Origin of the sequence: Mycobacterium sp. MYCO198283 (assembly GCF_021213805.1) — a bacterium.
Taxonomy (GTDB): domain Bacteria; phylum Actinomycetota; class Actinomycetes; order Mycobacteriales; family Mycobacteriaceae; genus Mycobacterium.
The window spans coordinates 150,365-167,028 of the sequence record NZ_JAJQJI010000003.1 but is presented as its reverse complement, the minus strand read 5'-3'; the positions used below and the strand labels follow the sequence as shown (position 1 = coordinate 167,028).

The following is a 16,664-nucleotide window of genomic DNA, read 5'->3' as shown; positions in this document are numbered from 1 at the left end:
TAGGGTGAGCAACGGCCCAGACCCCGTCCGACAGAGGTGAGCGACATGAGCGACGCGCTCGGGTTGTCCGTCGGGATGACCCACCTGGTCGCCGCACGCGTCGGCACTCCCGCGCTGATCCGCCGGGCCGTCGTCACCCTGTTCCCGCACCGGCCGCTCGAGGTGGGGGTGCCGGCGGACAACCCGAACCTGACCGAACGCGGGCTGGTGCTCACCGGCTTCGTCGAGCGGGTCGGCGATCCGGTGCCGATCATCGCCGCCGACGGCTCGCAGCACCGCGCCGAGCGGCTGCTGGTGGCGGCGCTGGACGCGCTGGCCCGCGAGGTCACCGGCGGCGCGACACCGGAATCGGTCGCGGTGGCCGTGCCCGCCCACTGGGGGCCCGGCACCCAGGGTGTGCTGCGCGACGCGCTGGCTGCGGTGCCCACCCTGTCGCCGAACGGTCGGCCGCCGGCGCTGGTCTCCGACGCCCGCGCCGCGCTCGCCGCGCTGGCGGCCAGCCCCGGCCTGCCGGCCCGCGGCGTGGTCGCGCTGCTGGACTTCGGCGGCACGGGCACCGCGATCACCCTCGCCGACGCGGCCGCCGGGTTCGAGCCCATCGGGCAGACCGTCCGCTTCACCGACTTCTCCGGCGACCAGATCGACGCCGCGCTGCTCAGCCACGTCCTGCGCGGCGTCACCGAGCAGGGCGGCCTGGACCCCTCGGCCACCACCGACGTCAACGCGCTGAACCGGCTGCGTGAGCAGTGCCGCCTCGCCAAGGAACGGTTGTCCGCCGACACCGCCACCGGGGTGGCGGTCGAGCTGCCCGGCTTCCGCTCCGACATCCGCGTGACGCGCGCCGAGCTTGAGCACCTCGTGCGGCCCGCGCTCGACGGCGCGCTGTCGGCGCTCGGGGATGCATTGGAGCGCAACCGCGTTCCGGCCGCCAACCTGGCCGCGGTCGCGACGGTCGGCGGCGGGGCGGCCATGCCGCTGGTCACCGAGCGGCTCTCCGAGACGTTGCGGGTGCCCGTCGTCACCACGCCCGGCCCGGCCCTGAACACCGCCGCCGGCGCCGCGCTGCTCGCCGCGCGCGGGCCGGCCGCCGACGCCACCGCGCTGGCCCCGGCCGCCGATCCCGACGCCACCCAGCTCGGCCCGACGGCCGCGGACGCGACGGGGATGGCGACCCAGCTCGGCCCGGCCGCCGCGGCGGCCGCGGGCAGCGGCGCGATGGCGTGGTCGGAGGACGACGAGGCCCACACGGGCGGCGAGCCGCTGCCCTACACCGGCGGCGAGTACTACGGGCAGGGCGCCACCGACGCCCGCCCGGCGATGGCGTTCCAACCCCACGAGGCCGTGGGTGGACCGGACGCCGACGCGCCGCTGCCCTGGTATCGGCGGCCCGGCGTGCTGTTCGCGGCGGCCGTCGTCGCGCTGGTCGCCGCCGTGAGCGGGCTGGCGTGGACGTTCACCAGCTCCAGCAGCCCGCTCGGCCCGGAGACGCAGACCGTCATCACCCGTCCCGGCGGCACCACCACCTCGCCCGACGGCGCCGCGCCGACCGCAGACAGCGGCGACGACCCGCAGCCCACCCGCACGTCGGCCGGCGCACCTCCGCCATCCGCGCAGCCGACGGCCGGCACCACCACGACCACCACGCAGGCGCCCACGACGACGTCGACCACGACGACGACGCAGCCCACGACCACGACCACCACCACGCAGCCGACCACCACGACGACCCGCACCACCACGCAGCCGACCACCACCCGGCCGCCGACCACCACGCAGGCCCCGCCGACCACCACCCAGCCGCCGCCGACGACGCAGGCCCCGGCCACCACGGCCGCACCGGCTCCGCCGACGACGGTGGTGCCCAGCACGCCGGCCCAGCAGGGCGTCACCGAGGCGGACGCCCAGCCGCCGCTGCTGGTCCCGCTGCCGGTGACGCTCGGCTGACGCGTCCCGGCGGTGGACACCCAACGGCTCATCCCGCCGCCGGCGCGGCCGGCGCTCGCGGCGTTGGCCGCCCGCCCGGGCGATCCGGTCAAGCTGCTGATCGTCGGCGGCACGGGCAGCGGCAAGAGCGCCGTCGTCGACACCGTCCGCGGCACGCTGCGTGACGCCGGCGCGACGCTGCTCACCCGGCCACCGAGACCCGGCGACCCGCCCGCGCCCGTCGTCGTCGACGACGCCCAGCTGCTCGATGACGGCGAGCTCGCCGCGCTCACCGAGCTGGTCGCCGACCCCGCCGCGACCGTGGTGGTGGCCACCGAGCCGCAGCGTCACCGGCCGTCGCTGCGGCAGCTGGTGGCGGCGCTGCAGCGCGCCAACCGGGTCGTCGCCCTGCGCCCGCTGATCGCGGCCGAGGTGGCGCACCTGGCCTCCGCGACGCTCGGCGCACCGGCTCCCCGCGAGCTGGTCCACCAGCTGCTCGACGCCACGGCCGGGTTGCCGCTGCTGCTCGACGCGGCGCTCGGCGCGCTGCAGGGTTCCGATGATCCGGCGCGCGCGGCGCGGCGGGCGCTGGTCGATCGGGTGCACCGCGTGCCGGCGCCGGTCACCGAAGCGCTGCTGGTGGTCAGTCTGGGTGCCGCGCTCGGGGCCGCAGACGTCGCGGCGGCGCTGGCCGTCCCGGAAGCCGACGCCGAGCCGCTGGTGGATGCGGCGCGGGCGAGCGGGCTCGCGGATCCGGCGCATCCTGCGGCGTTCGTGGCGACGGTGCACGCGGTGGCCGGCGAGGTGGTCGGTGCGGCCCGCCACCGCACCATCGAGTCGTCGCTGATCGCCTCGCAGCTGGCCGCCGCCGCCCTCGAGGAGGAACTCGCGTTGCGGCTCGCCGAGCACGGCACCGTCGACGAGCGGCTCGCCGCGCAGCTGCAGGCCCACGCCAGCGCGGCCACGGAGCCGATGCGAGCCGCCCGGTTGTATCGGGCCGCGGTGAGCGCCGGCGCCACCGCGGTGGACGTCCGGCTGGCCGATGCGCTGGCGTTGACCGGCGACTTCCCGGCCGCCGCCCGGCTCGCCGACGGACTGCTCGCCGCCGACGACGAAGCGGTCCGTGGAGCCGCGGTGCGGATTGCGGCGTCGATCGCCGCGCACGAGGGCGCGATGACGCAGGCCGCCGAGCTGTTCGGCTGGCTCGGCCCGCACGCGGACGCCACGGTCAACGCCGCAGCGGTGGTGGCCCTGTTGGGCGCCGGTGAGCTGGCCGCGGCCCGCCGTGTGCTCGAGGCAGCGGCCGCGGGCCCGCCGACCGCGGCGGCGCGGGCGGCCCGCAGCCTCGCCGCCGGGGTGTGGGCATCGCTGCGCGAGCCGTATCCGGTCACCGTCAGCACGCTGGGCCAGGCGGTGTCCACCGAGGTGCCGACGCCGGCCATCACCCCGGACACGCCCGCCGCGATCGCCGCGCTGGTCGCCTTGCACGGCGGTGACCCGGCGCGGGCCCGCGGGGTGCTCGCCCGGCCCGCCGACGACGTCTTCGCCAACCGGCACCGGCTGCTGCTGGGCTGGGCGCACCTGTTCGACGGGCAGTTGATGGCCGCGATCGCCGACTCCGCGGCGGTCGACGAGCAGCACATGCACCGCCGCGACGCGCTGTGGTCGGCGGCGCTGCGGTGCGGCATCGCCCGGCGCACCGGGGATGACGGCGGCGTCCGCAAGTACTGGGCGGTCGCGGCCGGCGTGCTCGACGCCTACGCCATCGACCTCTACGCCCTGCTGCCGCTCGGCGAGCTGTGGGTGTCGGCGGTCCGGCTCGGGCAGACCGACCGGGTGCAGCACGTCGTCGACCGGGCGTTCGCGCTGCTCCGGGACCTGGGCGAGCCGCCGCTGTGGGCGGTGCCGCTGCGCTGGGCCGGGGTGCACGCGGGCATCCTCGCCAATGCGCCCGACGCGGTGGCCCCGCACGGGCAGGCGCTCGCGGCCGCCGCCGGGCAGTATCCGCTGGCCCGCGTGCTGGCCGGCGCCGGCCGGGTGTGGCTGCGGGTGCTCGCCGGTCAGGTCGACGCCGACGACGTGGCGGCCGCGGCGCGGGCGCTCGCCGGTCACGGCCACACCTGGGACGCCACCCGGCTGGCCAGCCAGGCGGCGCTGCACGCGGCGGATGCGCGGACCTCGGCCGCCATGCTGCAGCTGGCCCGCGACCTCAAGGGCGCCGGCGCGGCGGAGGACGCGTCGGCCACCCGGCCGTCGGCGGCGTCGCCGGTGTTGTCGGAGCGCGAGCGGGAGGTGGCCGAGTTGCTGGTGCTGGGATTGCCGTACCGCGACATCGGCAGCCAGCTGTTCATCTCGGCCAAGACCGTCGAGCACCACGTCGCCCGCATCCGGCGCCGGCTCGGCGCGCAGTCCCGCTCCGAGCTGCTGTCGATGTTGCGCTCGATGCTCTCGACTGCCGGTTAGGGCAGCCTTCGTAGCGGCGGCTTCGCCGAAGGTGCCACTATGAGCTGCACCGACTACAAGTTACCGACGAGTAACTTCCGTTAAGTTACTGTTGAGTAACTTACTAAGGGGAGGCAGCCGTGGACGCTCTCGAATGGGTGAGACTGGCGCTGGGCCTGTTGTTGACCGTCGTCGTGCTGGCGTTTGCCGCGCGCCGCGTGCTGTTCCTCACCAGGCTGATCCGCTCGGGCCAACCGGTCAGCGACAGCCAGGGCCGCAAGGACGACATCCCCGGGCGCATCAAGGCGCAGTTCACCGAGGTGTTCGGGCAGAAGAAGCTGCTCAAGTGGTCGATCCCCGGTATCGCGCACTTCTTCACCATGTGGGGCTTTTTCATCCTCGCCACGGTCTACCTCGAGGCCTACGGCGTGCTGTTCGACCCCGACTTCCACATCCCGTTCGTCGGCCGCTGGGACCTGCTCGGCGGGCTGCAGGACTTCTTCGCCATCGCGGTGCTCGCCGGCATCATCGTGTTCTCGATCATCCGGCTGCGCAGCGAGCCCAAGGAGTACGGCCGCGACTCACGGTTCTACGGCTCGCACACCGGCGGCGCCTGGCTGATCCTCTTCATGATCTTCAACGTCATCTGGACGTACCTGCTGTTCCGCGGCTCGTCGGCCGTCATCGGCACACTGCCCTACGGCGACGGCGCGTTCGCCTCGCAGCTGGTCGGCGCCGCGCTCGAACCGCTCGGTGAGAGCGCCAACCACGTCATCGAGACCGTCGCGCTGCTGCTGCACATCGGCGTCATGCTGGTCTTCCTGCTGATCGTGCTGCACTCCAAGCACCTGCACATCGGCACCGCGCCCATCAACGTCACGTTCAAGCGGCTGCCCGACGCGCTGGGCCCGCTGCTGCCCGTCGAATTCAAGGGCGAGCCGGTCGACTTCGAAGATCCCGCCGAGGACGCGGTGCTGGGCCGGGGCAAGATCGAGGACTTCACGTGGAAGGGTTACCTCGACATGACGACCTGCACCGAGTGCGGTCGGTGCCAGTCGCAGTGCCCCGCGTGGAACACCGGTAAGCCGCTGTCGCCCAAGCTCGTCATCATGAACCTGCGCGACCACCTGTTCGCCAAGGCGCCGTACATCATCGGCGGCCAGACCGTGCTCGACAACACCCCCGAGGGCGGTCTCGGCGAGGACCTTAAGGGCAAGAAGGAAGCCGACCACCACGCCGTTCCGGAGTCCGGCTTCGAGCGCGTCCTCGGTTCGGGCCCGGAGCAGGCCACCCGCCCGCTGGTCGGCACCCTCGAGCAGGGCGGCGTGATCGACCCCGACGTGCTGTGGTCCTGCACCACCTGCGGCGCCTGCGTCGAGCAGTGCCCGGTGGACATCGAGCACATCGACCACATCGTCGACATGCGCCGCTACCAGGTGATGATGGAGTCCGAGTTCCCCGGCGAGCTCGGCGTGCTCTACAAGAACCTGGAGACCAAGGGCAACCCGTGGGGCCAGAACGCGTCGGCCCGCACCGCCTGGATCGACGAGGTGGACTTCGACGTGCCGGTGTTCGGCCGCGACGTCGACAGCTTCGCCGGCTACGAGTACCTGTTCTTCGTCGGCTGTGCCGGCGCCTACGAGGACCGCGCGAAGAAGACCACGAAGGCCGTCGCCGAGCTGCTGTCCATCGCCGGCGTGAAGTTCCTGGTGCTCGGCGAGGGTGAGACCTGCAACGGCGACTCGGCCCGCCGCTCCGGCAACGAGTTCCTGTTCCAGCAGCTCGCCGCGCAGAACGTCGAGACGCTCAACGACCTGTTCGACGGCGTCGAGCGCGTCGACCGCAAGGTCGTCGTCACCTGCCCGCACTGCTTCAACACGCTCGGCCGCGAGTACCCGCAGCTGGGCGGCAACTACACCGTGCTGCACCACACGCAGCTGCTCAACCGGCTGGTGCGGGACAAGTTGCTGGTGCCCGTCAAGTCCGTCACCGACGAGCCGGTCACCTACCACGACCCGTGCTACCTGGGCCGCCACAACAAGGAGTACAGCGCGCCGCGTGAGCTGGTCGGCGCATCCGGCGCCACGCTGACGGAGATGCCGCGCCACGCCGACCGCGGCCTGTGCTGCGGCGCCGGCGGTGCCCGGATGTGGATGGAAGAGCACATCGGCAAGCGCGTCAACCACGAGCGGGTCGACGAGGCGCTGGCCACCGACGCCACCAAGATCGCGACGGGCTGCCCGTTCTGCCGCGTGATGATCACCGACGGCGTGGGCGACCGCGCCGCCGAGGTGCCGAAGGCCGAGAACGTCGAGGTGCTCGACGTCGCGCAGCTGCTGCTCGGCTCGCTCGACCTGTCCGGCGTGACGCTGCCGGAGAAGGGCACCGCCGCGAAGGAAGCCGAGAAGCGGGCCGCCGAGGCGCCGGCGACGGCGACGGCCACGACGGAGGCTCCTGCCAAGGAGGAGGCTGCGCCGCAGCCGCCCGCCGCGCCTGCTGCCGCGGCGAAGCCCGCGACTGCCGCCCCGCCCGCCAAGGGCCTCGGCATCGCCGGCGGCGCGAAGCGGCCGGGAGCCAAGAAAGCGGCGCCCAAGGCCGACACCCCGCACGCCGAGGACACCTCGGTCAAGCAGCAGCCGAACGTCGACCCGGACAAGGCCGAGGCCGGCGCGGCGGCGAAGGCGCCGGTGAAGGGTCTCGGGCTGGCGGCCGGTGCCAAGCGGCCGGGCGCGAAGAAGGCCGCTGCGCCCAAGGCCGCCGAGCAGGCGAAGAGCGAGCCGGCGGTCGAGGAGCAGTCGACCACGCGCGATCCGCAGGTCGACACCAAGCCGGCGCCCACCAAGGAGCCGGCCAAGGCCGAGCCAGCGGTGAAGGGGCTCGGCATCGCTGCCGGCGCTCGACGGCCCGGCGCCAAGAAGGCGGCGTCCGGCGAGCCGAAGACCGAGTTGGCGCCGGCCCCCACCGCGGAGCAGTCCGACGCTGCGGGTGCGCAGTCCGACGCCCAGGCCGAGGCCGACGGCGGGTCCGCGGGTAACGGCGAGGCGCCGAAGCCCGAGCCGCCGGTGAAGGGGCTGGGCATCGCGCGCGGTGTCCGCCCGCCCGGCAAGCGGTAAATCGGTGGACACCGATGGCACCATGAGGGGTGTGAGCATCTCCCAGCAGCCGTGGATCGCGCCGGCGCAGCCGCGGCAGCGGACGCTTCGGCAGTCGAGCAAACTGCAGGACGTCCTCTACGAGATCCGGGGGCCCGTGCACGAGCACGCCACCCGGCTCGAGGCCGAGGGGCACCGCATCCTGAAGCTGAACATCGGCAACCCGGCGCCGTTCGGGTTCGACGCGCCCGACGTGATCATGCGCGACATGATCCAGGCGCTGCCGTACGCGCAGGGCTACTCGGACTCGAAGGGCATCCTGCCCGCCCGCCGCGCCGTGGTCACCCGCTACGAGCTGGTGCCCGGCTTCCCGCGGTTCGACGTCGACGACGTATACCTCGGCAACGGGGTCAGCGAGCTGATCACCATGACGCTGCAGGCGCTGCTCGACAACGGCGACGAGGTCCTCATCCCGGCGCCGGACTATCCGCTGTGGACGGCGTCGACGTCGCTGGCCGGCGGCACGCCGGTGCACTACCTGTGCGACGAGACGCAGGGCTGGAATCCCGACGTCGCCGACCTCGAGGCGAAGATCACCGACCGCACCAAGGCGCTGGTGATCATCAACCCGAACAACCCGACGGGCGCGGTGTACAGCCGCGAAACCCTCACCGCCATGGTGGAACTCGCGCGCAAGCACCAGCTGCTGCTGCTATCCGACGAGATCTACGACAAGATCCTCTACGACGACGCCGAGCACATCAGCACCGCGACGCTGGCGCCGGATCTGTTGTGCCTCACCTTCAACGGACTGTCCAAGGCGTACCGCGTGGCCGGCTATCGCGCCGGCTGGCTCGCGATCACCGGCCCCAAGGAGCATGCCCGCAGTTTCCTCGAAGGCGTCAGCCTGCTGGCCAACATGCGGCTGTGCCCGAATGTGCCCGCGCAGCACGGCATCCAGGTGGCGCTCGGCGGTCACCAGAGCATCGAGGACCTGGTGCTGCCCGGCGGCCGGCTGCTCGAACAGCGAGATGTCGCCTGGACCAAGCTGAACGAGATCCCGGGGGTGTCGTGCGTCAAGCCGCGCGGCTCGCTCTACGCGTTCCCGCGGCTGGACCCCGAGGTGCACGACATCCACGACGACGAGCAGCTGGTGCTCGACCTCCTGCTGCAGGAGAAGATCCTCGTCACCCAGGGCACCGGCTTCAACTGGCCGAACCCCGACCATCTGCGCATCGTGACGCTGCCGTGGGCGCGCGACCTCGCCGACGCCGTCGAGCGGCTCGGCAACTTCTTGGCGAGCTATCGCCAGTAGTGCCACATACGCTCAGCAGGTGACGCACTCCCACCCCCACTCACACGCGCTGCGCGGTGAGCCGTCGCCGTTGACGCCGCTGGCTGCGCGGATCGTCGTGGGCGCGCTGGCCGCGATCGCGCTGGTCGTCGTGATCGGGGCGGCCCTGCTGTGGCCGAGTCAGCAGCAAGTCGAGATCCCGCTGCCGTTCCAGAACGCGTCGGGCGGCGCGGTGACCACCGAGGCCGGACGGGTGCTGTCGACGACGCTCGCCAGCTGCGGCAGCCCGTCGGCGGGGCAGGTGCTGACCGCCGACCCGGTGCCGGCGAGCTCGGGCGGGCTGGACTGCAGTCAGGCGCTCATCCGCATCGAGTCCGGGCCCAACGACCGCGCCAACACCATGCTGGAGTTCAGCCCCGGTCCCGGGCAGCCCAATCTCGTTGCCGGCGAGCGTATCCGGCTCAGCCGCCAGGTGGACGCCCGCGGCGCCACCACCTACACGTTCTACGACTACTCGCGCGGCTGGCCGCTGCTGCTGCTGGCCGCGGCCTTTGCGATCGTCGTGGTGCTCGTCGCCCGGATGCGCGGGCTGCTCGCCATGGTGGGCATCGTCATCGCCTTCCTCGTCCTGGTCATGTTCCTGCTGCCGGCGCTGCGCGACGGGGCACCGCCGGTGCCGGTGGCGCTGGTGGCGTCGGCCGCGATCCTGTACGCGGTGATCTACCTGGCGCACGGCGTCAGCCTGCGCACCAGCGCGGCACTGCTCGGCACCTTGGTGTCGCTGCTGTTGGCGGCCGTATTGAGCTGGGGCGCCATCAAACTGGCGAACATCACCGGCCTGTCGGAGGAGCAGAGCACCGAGGTGTCGACCTACCTCGGCAACGTGTCGGTCACCGGACTGCTGCTCGCCGGTTTCATCATCGGCTCGCTGGGCGTGCTGAACGACGTCACCGTCACGCAGTCGTCGGCGGTGTTCGAGTTGGCCCGGCTGAGCACCGGCGCCACGCGCCAGGACGTCTTCGTGGGCGCGATGCGGGTGGGCCGCGACCACATCGCCAGCACGGTCTACACGCTGGTGCTGGCCTACGCGGGGACGTCGCTGCCGCTGCTGCTGCTGTTCAGCGTGGCGAACCGCTCGCTGTCGGACGTGCTGACCAGCGAGAGCGTGGCCATCGAGATCGCCCGGTCGGCGGTCGGCGGGATCGCGCTGGCGTTGTCGGTGCCGTTGACGACGGCTATCGCGGCGCTGCTGGCGACGCCCGGCGCGCCGCTCATGTCCGATCCAGCAGTTCGAGCAGGTAGCCCCCGTAACCCGATTTCAGTAGCTCGGTTGCGCGAGCGGCTAGCTGGTCGTCGTCGATGAACCCGACGCGCCACGCCACCTCCTCGGGCACGCTGATCTTCAACCCCTGCCGCCGCTCGATGGTGCGCACGAAATCCGCCGCGTCCAGCAGCGAGTCGAAGGTCCCGGTGTCCAGCCAGGCGGTGCCGCGGGTCAGCACCTCGACCTGCAACCGGCCCGCCTCCAGGTAGCGCTGGTTGATCTCGGTGATCTCGTATTCGCCTCGGGAAGAGGGCTTCAGCGAGCGAGCGATCTCGATCACGTCGTTGTCGTAGAAGTACAACCCGGGCACCGCGTAGTGCGACTTCGGGGTGGTCGGCTTCTCCTCCAACGACAGCGCCCTGCCGGCGTCGTCGAACTCGACCACCCCGTAAGCCGACGGGTTCGCCACCCAGTACGCGAAAATCGCTCCGCCGCTGACGGTTTGGAAGCGCCGCAGGCCCGTGCCCAGGCCGGGGCCGTAGAAGATGTTGTCGCCCAACACCAGAGCCACCGAGTCGGTGCCGATGTGGTCGGCGCCGATGACGAACGCCTGCGCGAGCCCGTCGGGCGAATCCTGCACGGCGTAGGTCACATTGATGCCGAACGCCGAACCGTCACCCAGCAGCCGGCTGAACGCCTCGCAGTCCTGCGGGGTGGTGATCACCTGGATGTCGCGGATGCCCGCCATGATGAGCGTCGAGAGCGGGTAGTAGATGAGCGGCTTGTCATACACCGGCACCAGTTGCTTGCTGATCCCCTTGGTGATCGGGTACAGCCGCGTTCCGGACCCGCCGGCCAGGATGATGCCACGCATGGCGCCAGACTAGGCGGCGGCTACAGCGGCGTGCGCTCCAGCCACGTTCGCCACACCTGCGAGTCGCCGACCACGTCGAGCTGCGGGTCGTCGGCGGCGATGCGTCGCGTGACCCCGAGCAGCAGGTTCTCCGCAGTGCCGCGCACTGCTACGGTGCCCTTCGCGTGGCCACGGCTCATCGCCAGCCGGCCGTCGGCGTTCTCCAGCAGCCATTCGCCGCTGTCGCCGAGGCCGTCGTCGGTGGCGTGCAGGTGCAGGCTGGTGCCCGGGTCCAGTGGCGTCGGCTGTGCGCCGATTCCGAGCACGATCTCGAACCATTCGGTGACTCCGTCGGCGGCCATCGCCGGTGCGACGTCGAACTCCCGCCCTAGCGCGATCGCGGCGTCGGCGCGGTGCACCAGCACCTCGTGCGCGCGTCGGCGGATCCACCACGCGGCGGGCCGCGGGCCGACGAATGTCCACACCGGGGTGTCCTCGCCGGTGGTCTGCACCGCGTCGATCAGCCGCTCGGCGCCGCCGTACAGCCAGTCGATCGCCGCGTCGGGGTCTTCGGGCGGCTTGCCGTCGCGGACGTCGCGCGGGCTGAGCGGTTCGGTGCGGCGGTCCTCGACGATCTGCGCCGCCCAGCGGTGGCCGCGGCCGACATGGCGGAAGAGCTGCTGGACCGTCCAGCCGGGGCAGGTCGGCACCTCGACGGAATCGTCGGCGTCGCGGACCAGTTCGCCCAGCGTCCGGTTCTCGTCGAGCAGTGCGGCGGTGAAGTACACGCCCTTCAGCCTAGGCTCCGAGCGCCGCGCGCTCGGGCGGTACGGCGCGCTATCCGCCGATGCAGAGCGGGCCGATGCACAGACCCGATCCGCCCTGCGCGCCCGATCCGCCTTGCGCGCCGGAGCCGCCTTGCGCACCCGATCCGCCTTGGGCACCCGAGCCAGCGCTCGGGTAGCCGCCACTGTTCGGGTAGCTGCCGGTGTTCGGGTAGCTGCTTCCGCCGCTGGGGTAGCCGCCGTTCGGATACCCGCCGCCGTTCGGATACGACGGATAGCCCCCGTTGCCATTACCACTGCCGTTGCCCGGGTACTGCGGGGCGGGCGGCACATAGGTCGGCTGCGTCGGTTGGGTGGGCACCGTCGGCTGGGTCGGCACGGTGGGTGGTGTGGAGGGCGGCCGCGACGTCGGGGGCTGCTGCGGCACCGGCGGCAGCCACACCGGCGGCCGGTAGGCCGGCCACTGCGGGCGGTACGCCGGCGGCGCCGGCGGCAGGATGACCGGCGGCGGCACGGCGACGGGCGCCGGTGCGACGACCGGCGGCGCCACCGGGGCGGGCGGGGGTGCGACCGGGGCGGGCGGGGGCGCGACCGGAGCGGGCGGCGCCGCGGCGGCGGCGGGCGCGGGTGCTGCCGCGGGCGCCGGGGCGGCCGCGGGAATCAGCGGTGCGCGCGCCGGTTCGACGATCTGCGCCGCGCGCTGCTCCTCCACCGCGGCGGGCGCGGGCGCCGGCGCGGCGGGCGCGGGCGGCGCCTCGACAGCCGCAGGCGGCGGCGCGGCCGTATTGGTGATGATCTTGTTGTCGCCGGGCACCGGTCGCTCGTCGACCGTCGGGCGGATGTTCACGGCCAGCGAGATGACGAGGGCCACCACCCCGACGATGAACACCGCCGTGAGCGAGCTGCCGACGAGCAGGAACGGCTTGCGCTCGGGCGATGCGTCCTCGTCCGGCGCGGCAACCGGCGCGGGGGGCGGTGCGATGGTCGAGCGCAGCTGCGTCGCCGCGAGCGGGTCGATGCCGACGCCGCTTCCGTCGCCGGCCGGCACGGCCGAGTAGGCCAGGCCGAGCCCTTCGGTGGCGGCTTCGTAGCGGGGCGACTGCGCCGCGGCCAGCGCCGCACCGCGGGCCAGGGCCAGCTCGGGCTCCTCGGGCGCGCTGACCGGAATGGACAGCACCGCCGACAGGTCCGCCTTGACCGACGCGACGTCGACGCCCGATCCGACGATGAGCAGGCTGTCGGGCCGTGCGTCACCGTTTTCCAGCGTGATCGCCATGTCGCGGAGCAACGCCATCGCGTCGTCGGCGTGCAGGTCCTGGCTCAGCGCCTTGATCACCGAGCCGTCCGCGGTGTCGACGACCGACAGGGTGGCGGTGTCGCGCTCGACGAACAGCAGCGCGGTGCGGTCGTAGCCGACGGTGCGGCCGACCGCCTGCGCGAGTGAGCTGGCGGCGTGAAGTTCGGACACCAGCACGACGTCCTCGATGCCGCGCGCCTTGAGGGTCTGGCTGAGCCGCGCGGCTTCGGCGTGATCGCTCCAGGCCACACCCGTGGCGTGCAAGCGGTGTGCGCCGGCCTCGGCGCTCTCGCGGGTGCCGAGCACTGCGGCGATCACGTGATCCGCCGCGTGGGTGGTTGCCGGGCTGTCGATGGCGCCGACGTCGAAGGTGTCGTGGTCGACGGTCTTCCCGTCGGCTCGCGTTCCTTCGACCAGCACCATGCGGACCGTCTGGGGTGTCATCGACACGCCGAGCACGATGTCCACGCGGAGCCTCCGTCTAGTTTGCTGTGCGCCGGGTTCGCGCATCCAGGGCGCCCTGACCGCAGGCCTCACCCGTCAGGTTTTTCGCGCCGGACGGCGTTCCCGTTACAGGAAAGAGACTACTCGCGGCGCCGACAGCGGGCTCAGTCGTCGCGGCGGAAGTTGAGGTAGCTCCGCGACGGCGTCGGCCCGCGCTGGCCCTGGTACTTCGAGCCGACCGACGCGCTGCCGTAGGGATGCTGCGCCGGGCTGGTGAGCCGCAGCAGGCACAGCTGGCCGATCTTCATGCCGGGCCACAGCGTGATCGGCAGGTTGGCGACGTTGGACAGCTCGAGGGTGATGTGGCCACTGAAACCGGGGTCGATGAAGCCCGCCGTCGAGTGCGTCAGCAACCCCAACCGCCCGAGCGACGACTTGCCTTCCAGCCGGCCCGCGAGGTCGTCGGGCAGCGTGCACAGCTCCAGCGTCGAGCCGAGCACGAACTCCCCCGGATGCAACACGAACGGCTCGCCCTCGGCCGCCTGCACCAGCGTCGTCAGCTCGTCTTGCTGCAGCGCCGGGTCGATGTGCGTGTAGCGGGTGTTGTTGAAGACGCGGAACAGGTTGTCGAGCCGGACGTCCACGCTCGACGGCTGCACCAGCGTGTCGTCGAACGGCTCGATGCCCAGCCGGCCGGCCGCGATCTCGGCCCGCAGGTCCCGATCGGAGAGCAGCACGCGGTGAGCCTAGCCGCCGCGGATGCTAACCTTCGTGGTCATCCACGGCCGATGTAGTTCAATGGCAGAACATCAGCTTCCCAAGCTGAATACGCGGGTTCGATTCCCGTCATCGGCTCCATAACGCCGAGACGTGTTCCACTGCGACGGCCGACGGCGTGTCGTCGCAACAGCTTAAGTGTCGGCGCAACGGTCCGCGCGGGACGGCTGAACTAGCATCCGAGCCATGGCGAACTACGGGCCGCCCGGCGGCGGGTACTACGACGACCAGCCCGATCCGTACGGCCGCCCGCGCCCCCCGGTCGGCCCACCGCCCGAGCCGCCGGTGCCCTGGTACCGGAGGCCGGCGGCGATCTTCACCGCCGGCGCGCTGTCGGGACTGCTGCTGGCGCTCATCGTGTGGTCGATCTTCGGCAACGACGACAACGCCGCCACGACCACCCGGACGTCGATCAGCCCGCTCACCCCCACGGCGACGGCGACCACCACCGCGCCGCGATCGTCGTCGCCGAGCACCAGCACCGTGACGGTCACCGAGACGGTGACGCCGAGCACGACGACCACGACGCCCACCACGACCACCTCGTCGGCCGAGCCGTCGACCACCACCGTTACGAGCACGACGACCAGCACCACCACCAAAACCACGACGGTGACCGTCACCCCATCGCCTCCCGGCGGCTGACGCACGCGCCTCACACCCGGGCGTTGAGTTTCACCTGACGGCGGCGGTCCTCGGCGTGTCGCCGCCGGGGCGTGAACCTCAACGCCGACGTGTGGAACTCAACGGAGCACCGCCGGGGGTAATGATCGGCGCCGGCGGTGCGATGTCATCACCGACGGGCCGGCGCTCGACACCGATCGGCACGTCTGATACGGCTGTTCTTTGGCACTGTGGTCGACAGGAGCGAAGCGATGAAGAGCTTGGTGTTCGCGATGCTGCTCGCGGCGGCAATAGTGCTGCCGGCAGCGCCCGCGCAGGCCGAGGATGCCACCGCCGCACTGCAGGCGAAGTTCGACGCCCTGGCGCCCGGCGACACACTGACACTGGACCCGCAGACCTACTGGCACGGCGGCATCCTGCAGATCAAGGTGCCGAACGTCCGGATCAACGGCAACGGCGCCACCCTGCAGGCCACCAACGACCTCACCTCGGCGGTGCAGATCAAGGCGCCCGGGGTGTCGCTGAGCAACATCACGTTGAGCGCGCCGCGCGGCGGCCCCCGCTACAGCGCGAACGAACAGCACAAGCTCACCGTCGAGGCTGACGGGGTGACGCTGAGCGACGTGACGATCGACGGGTCTGCGGCGGCGGGTGTCTTCGTCTACAACCGGGCGGGCGACTTCCGGTTCGACCGGGTGACGGTGCGCGACTCGCGGGCCGACGGTATCCACATGACCGACGGCGCGCACGACGGCGTCGTCAACAACCCGCTCACCGAGCGCACCGGTGACGACGGCGTCGCCGTGATCTCCTACACCGAGCGGGCCTACGGCCGCCAAGCCCCGCCGTGCCGCAACATCACGATCAACTCGCCGGTGGTCAACGGCACCACCTGGGGCCGCGGCGTCTCGGTGGGCGGCGGCGAGAACGTCACCTACAACAACGTCCGCGTCAGCGGCACCAGCGGCGCCGGCATCTACGTGACCACCGAGGGGGCGCCGTTCTTCACGCAGAACACCACCCACGTGCGCGTCAACGGCGGCACCGTGACCGGGGCCAACTGGACGCCGGGCGTGGTGATGGGCGCCATCGCCGTCTACGGCGAACACCCCGGTTACGCGACCACCGACGTCGCGATCTCGGACATCACCGTCGCCGACACGCCGGCCAACGCCGAGCGCGACATCGTGGTGTGGGTGAAGGACGGCGGCAGCGTCGGCGGGATCTCGCTGCGCAACATCGCGATTCAGCGCAGCGCCGCCGCCATGCGGCTGTATTCCGACGCGCCCCGCGAGACCTACACCGTGTCGGGGCTGACGGTCGACGGGACGCCGACCGACGTCCCGTGACCCCGGCTAGGCGCAGCTCGTCGCGATCCGCTGCTGCGCGGCGTCGGCCTGCTGGATTCGGGCCGCCTGATCGGGATCGGTGTTCAACGCGCCGGCGGTTGCGGCGGCACCGATGTCGACCAGCGTGTCGGCGAATGTCCGTACCGCGTCCGCTAATTCGGCGTCGGTGGCCGGATCGAGGCGAGCCAGCAGATACTGCCCGCCGTCGTAGAGCGAGATCCGCGCATTGGCCGCGGCGGCCATGGCGCCGGTGGCGTCGGCCGGCCCGCCGGGGCTCTGCAGGTTGGTGTTGAGGGAGACGCCGCTGCGCACCAGCTCGACGGCCGCACAGATCCGGTCCTTGGCGGCCGCCCGTTGCGCCTCGGTGTAGGCCGGCGCCGGGTCGCGGTAGGTGCGCGCCAGCGCCCACCCGGCGACCGCCAGCGCGGCCACGGCGACGACGAGCGACGTCACCGTCACCACCGTGGCCAGCCTGCGGCGCGGGTGCACGGGCGCGGCCGTCACCCCGGGTGCTGCCACG

General features: G+C 72.4%; 12 protein-coding genes and 1 tRNA gene. 7 read left to right on the top strand and 6 right to left on the bottom strand.

Features of this window, described 5'->3' with window-relative positions; all coding sequences use genetic code 11:
* Window positions 1–45: 45 nt before the first annotated feature.
* The 5 genes from LV457_RS07365 to LV457_RS07345 all read left to right on the top strand — a co-directional run bounded on the left by LV457_RS07365 (window position 46) and on the right by LV457_RS07345 (window position 10,114).
* Window positions 46–1,944 carry an Hsp70 family protein gene (locus LV457_RS07365; RefSeq protein ID WP_232170133.1) on the top strand — a complete coding sequence of 633 codons (1,899 nt, stop codon included), beginning with the start codon at window positions 46–48 and terminating at the stop codon, window positions 1,942–1,944.
* Between the two features lie 12 nt (window positions 1,945–1,956).
* Window positions 1,957–4,386, top strand: a complete 2,430-nt coding sequence (gene iniR, locus LV457_RS07360) for an isoniazid response ATPase/transcriptional regulator IniR (RefSeq protein ID WP_232170131.1) — start codon at window positions 1,957–1,959, stop codon at window positions 4,384–4,386.
* Window positions 4,387–4,505: 119 nt separating this feature from the next.
* Window positions 4,506–7,478, top strand: coding sequence for a (Fe-S)-binding protein (locus LV457_RS07355; protein ID WP_232170129.1), 2,973 nt, complete (start codon window positions 4,506–4,508; stop codon window positions 7,476–7,478).
* A 4-nt stretch (window positions 7,479–7,482) separates the two neighbouring features.
* Window positions 7,483–8,772 (top strand): pyridoxal phosphate-dependent aminotransferase, encoded by a 1,290-nt coding sequence (locus LV457_RS07350; protein ID WP_232170128.1) that lies wholly within the window; start codon window positions 7,483–7,485, stop codon window positions 8,770–8,772.
* Window positions 8,773–8,791: 19 nt separating this feature from the next.
* Window positions 8,792–10,114, top strand: a complete 1,323-nt coding sequence (locus tag LV457_RS07345) for a YibE/F family protein (RefSeq protein ID WP_232170127.1) — start codon at window positions 8,792–8,794, stop codon at window positions 10,112–10,114.
* Here the strand turns inward: LV457_RS07345 and rfbA are convergent.
* The 4 genes from rfbA to dcd form a co-directional block, all read right to left on the bottom strand.
* Complete coding sequence (rfbA, locus tag LV457_RS07340; RefSeq protein WP_232170126.1) at window positions 10,023–10,889, bottom strand: glucose-1-phosphate thymidylyltransferase RfbA; 867 nt, start codon at window positions 10,887–10,889, stop codon at window positions 10,023–10,025. The two genes, LV457_RS07345 and rfbA, sit on opposite strands and share 92 nt — an antisense overlap.
* A 20-nt stretch (window positions 10,890–10,909) precedes the next feature.
* Window positions 10,910–11,656, bottom strand: a complete 747-nt coding sequence (locus LV457_RS07335; RefSeq protein WP_232170125.1) for a maleylpyruvate isomerase family mycothiol-dependent enzyme — start codon at window positions 11,654–11,656, stop codon at window positions 10,910–10,912.
* 49 nt (window positions 11,657–11,705) lie between these two features.
* Window positions 11,706–13,418 (bottom strand): hypothetical protein, encoded by a 1,713-nt coding sequence (locus LV457_RS07330; RefSeq protein WP_232170124.1) that lies wholly within the window; start codon window positions 13,416–13,418, stop codon window positions 11,706–11,708.
* Window positions 13,419–13,558: 140 nt separating this feature from the next.
* Window positions 13,559–14,131, bottom strand: a complete 573-nt coding sequence (gene dcd, locus LV457_RS07325; protein ID WP_232170123.1) for a dCTP deaminase — start codon at window positions 14,129–14,131, stop codon at window positions 13,559–13,561.
* A gap of 47 nt (window positions 14,132–14,178) precedes the next feature.
* On the opposite strand from dcd, the gene LV457_RS07320 reads away from it, so the two are divergent.
* Window positions 14,179–14,252: transfer RNA gene (locus tag LV457_RS07320), tRNA-Gly, on the top strand.
* A gap of 137 nt (window positions 14,253–14,389) precedes the next feature.
* Here the strand turns inward: LV457_RS07320 and LV457_RS07315 are convergent.
* A complete protein-coding gene (locus LV457_RS07315; protein WP_232170122.1) occupies window positions 14,390–14,794 on the bottom strand; it encodes a hypothetical protein in 405 nt (134 codons plus the stop codon).
* 252 nt (window positions 14,795–15,046) lie between these two features.
* Here LV457_RS07315 and LV457_RS07310 point away from each other — a divergent pair, with 252 nt between their 5' ends.
* Entirely contained in the window at window positions 15,047–16,144 is a 1,098-nt protein-coding gene (locus LV457_RS07310) for a right-handed parallel beta-helix repeat-containing protein (RefSeq protein WP_232170121.1), read from the top strand.
* A gap of 6 nt (window positions 16,145–16,150) precedes the next feature.
* Here LV457_RS07310 and LV457_RS07305 read toward each other — a convergent pair whose 3' ends face one another.
* A complete protein-coding gene (locus LV457_RS07305; RefSeq protein WP_374198754.1) occupies window positions 16,151–16,663 on the bottom strand; it encodes a hypothetical protein in 513 nt (170 codons plus the stop codon).
* Window position 16,664 lies beyond the last annotated feature (1 nt).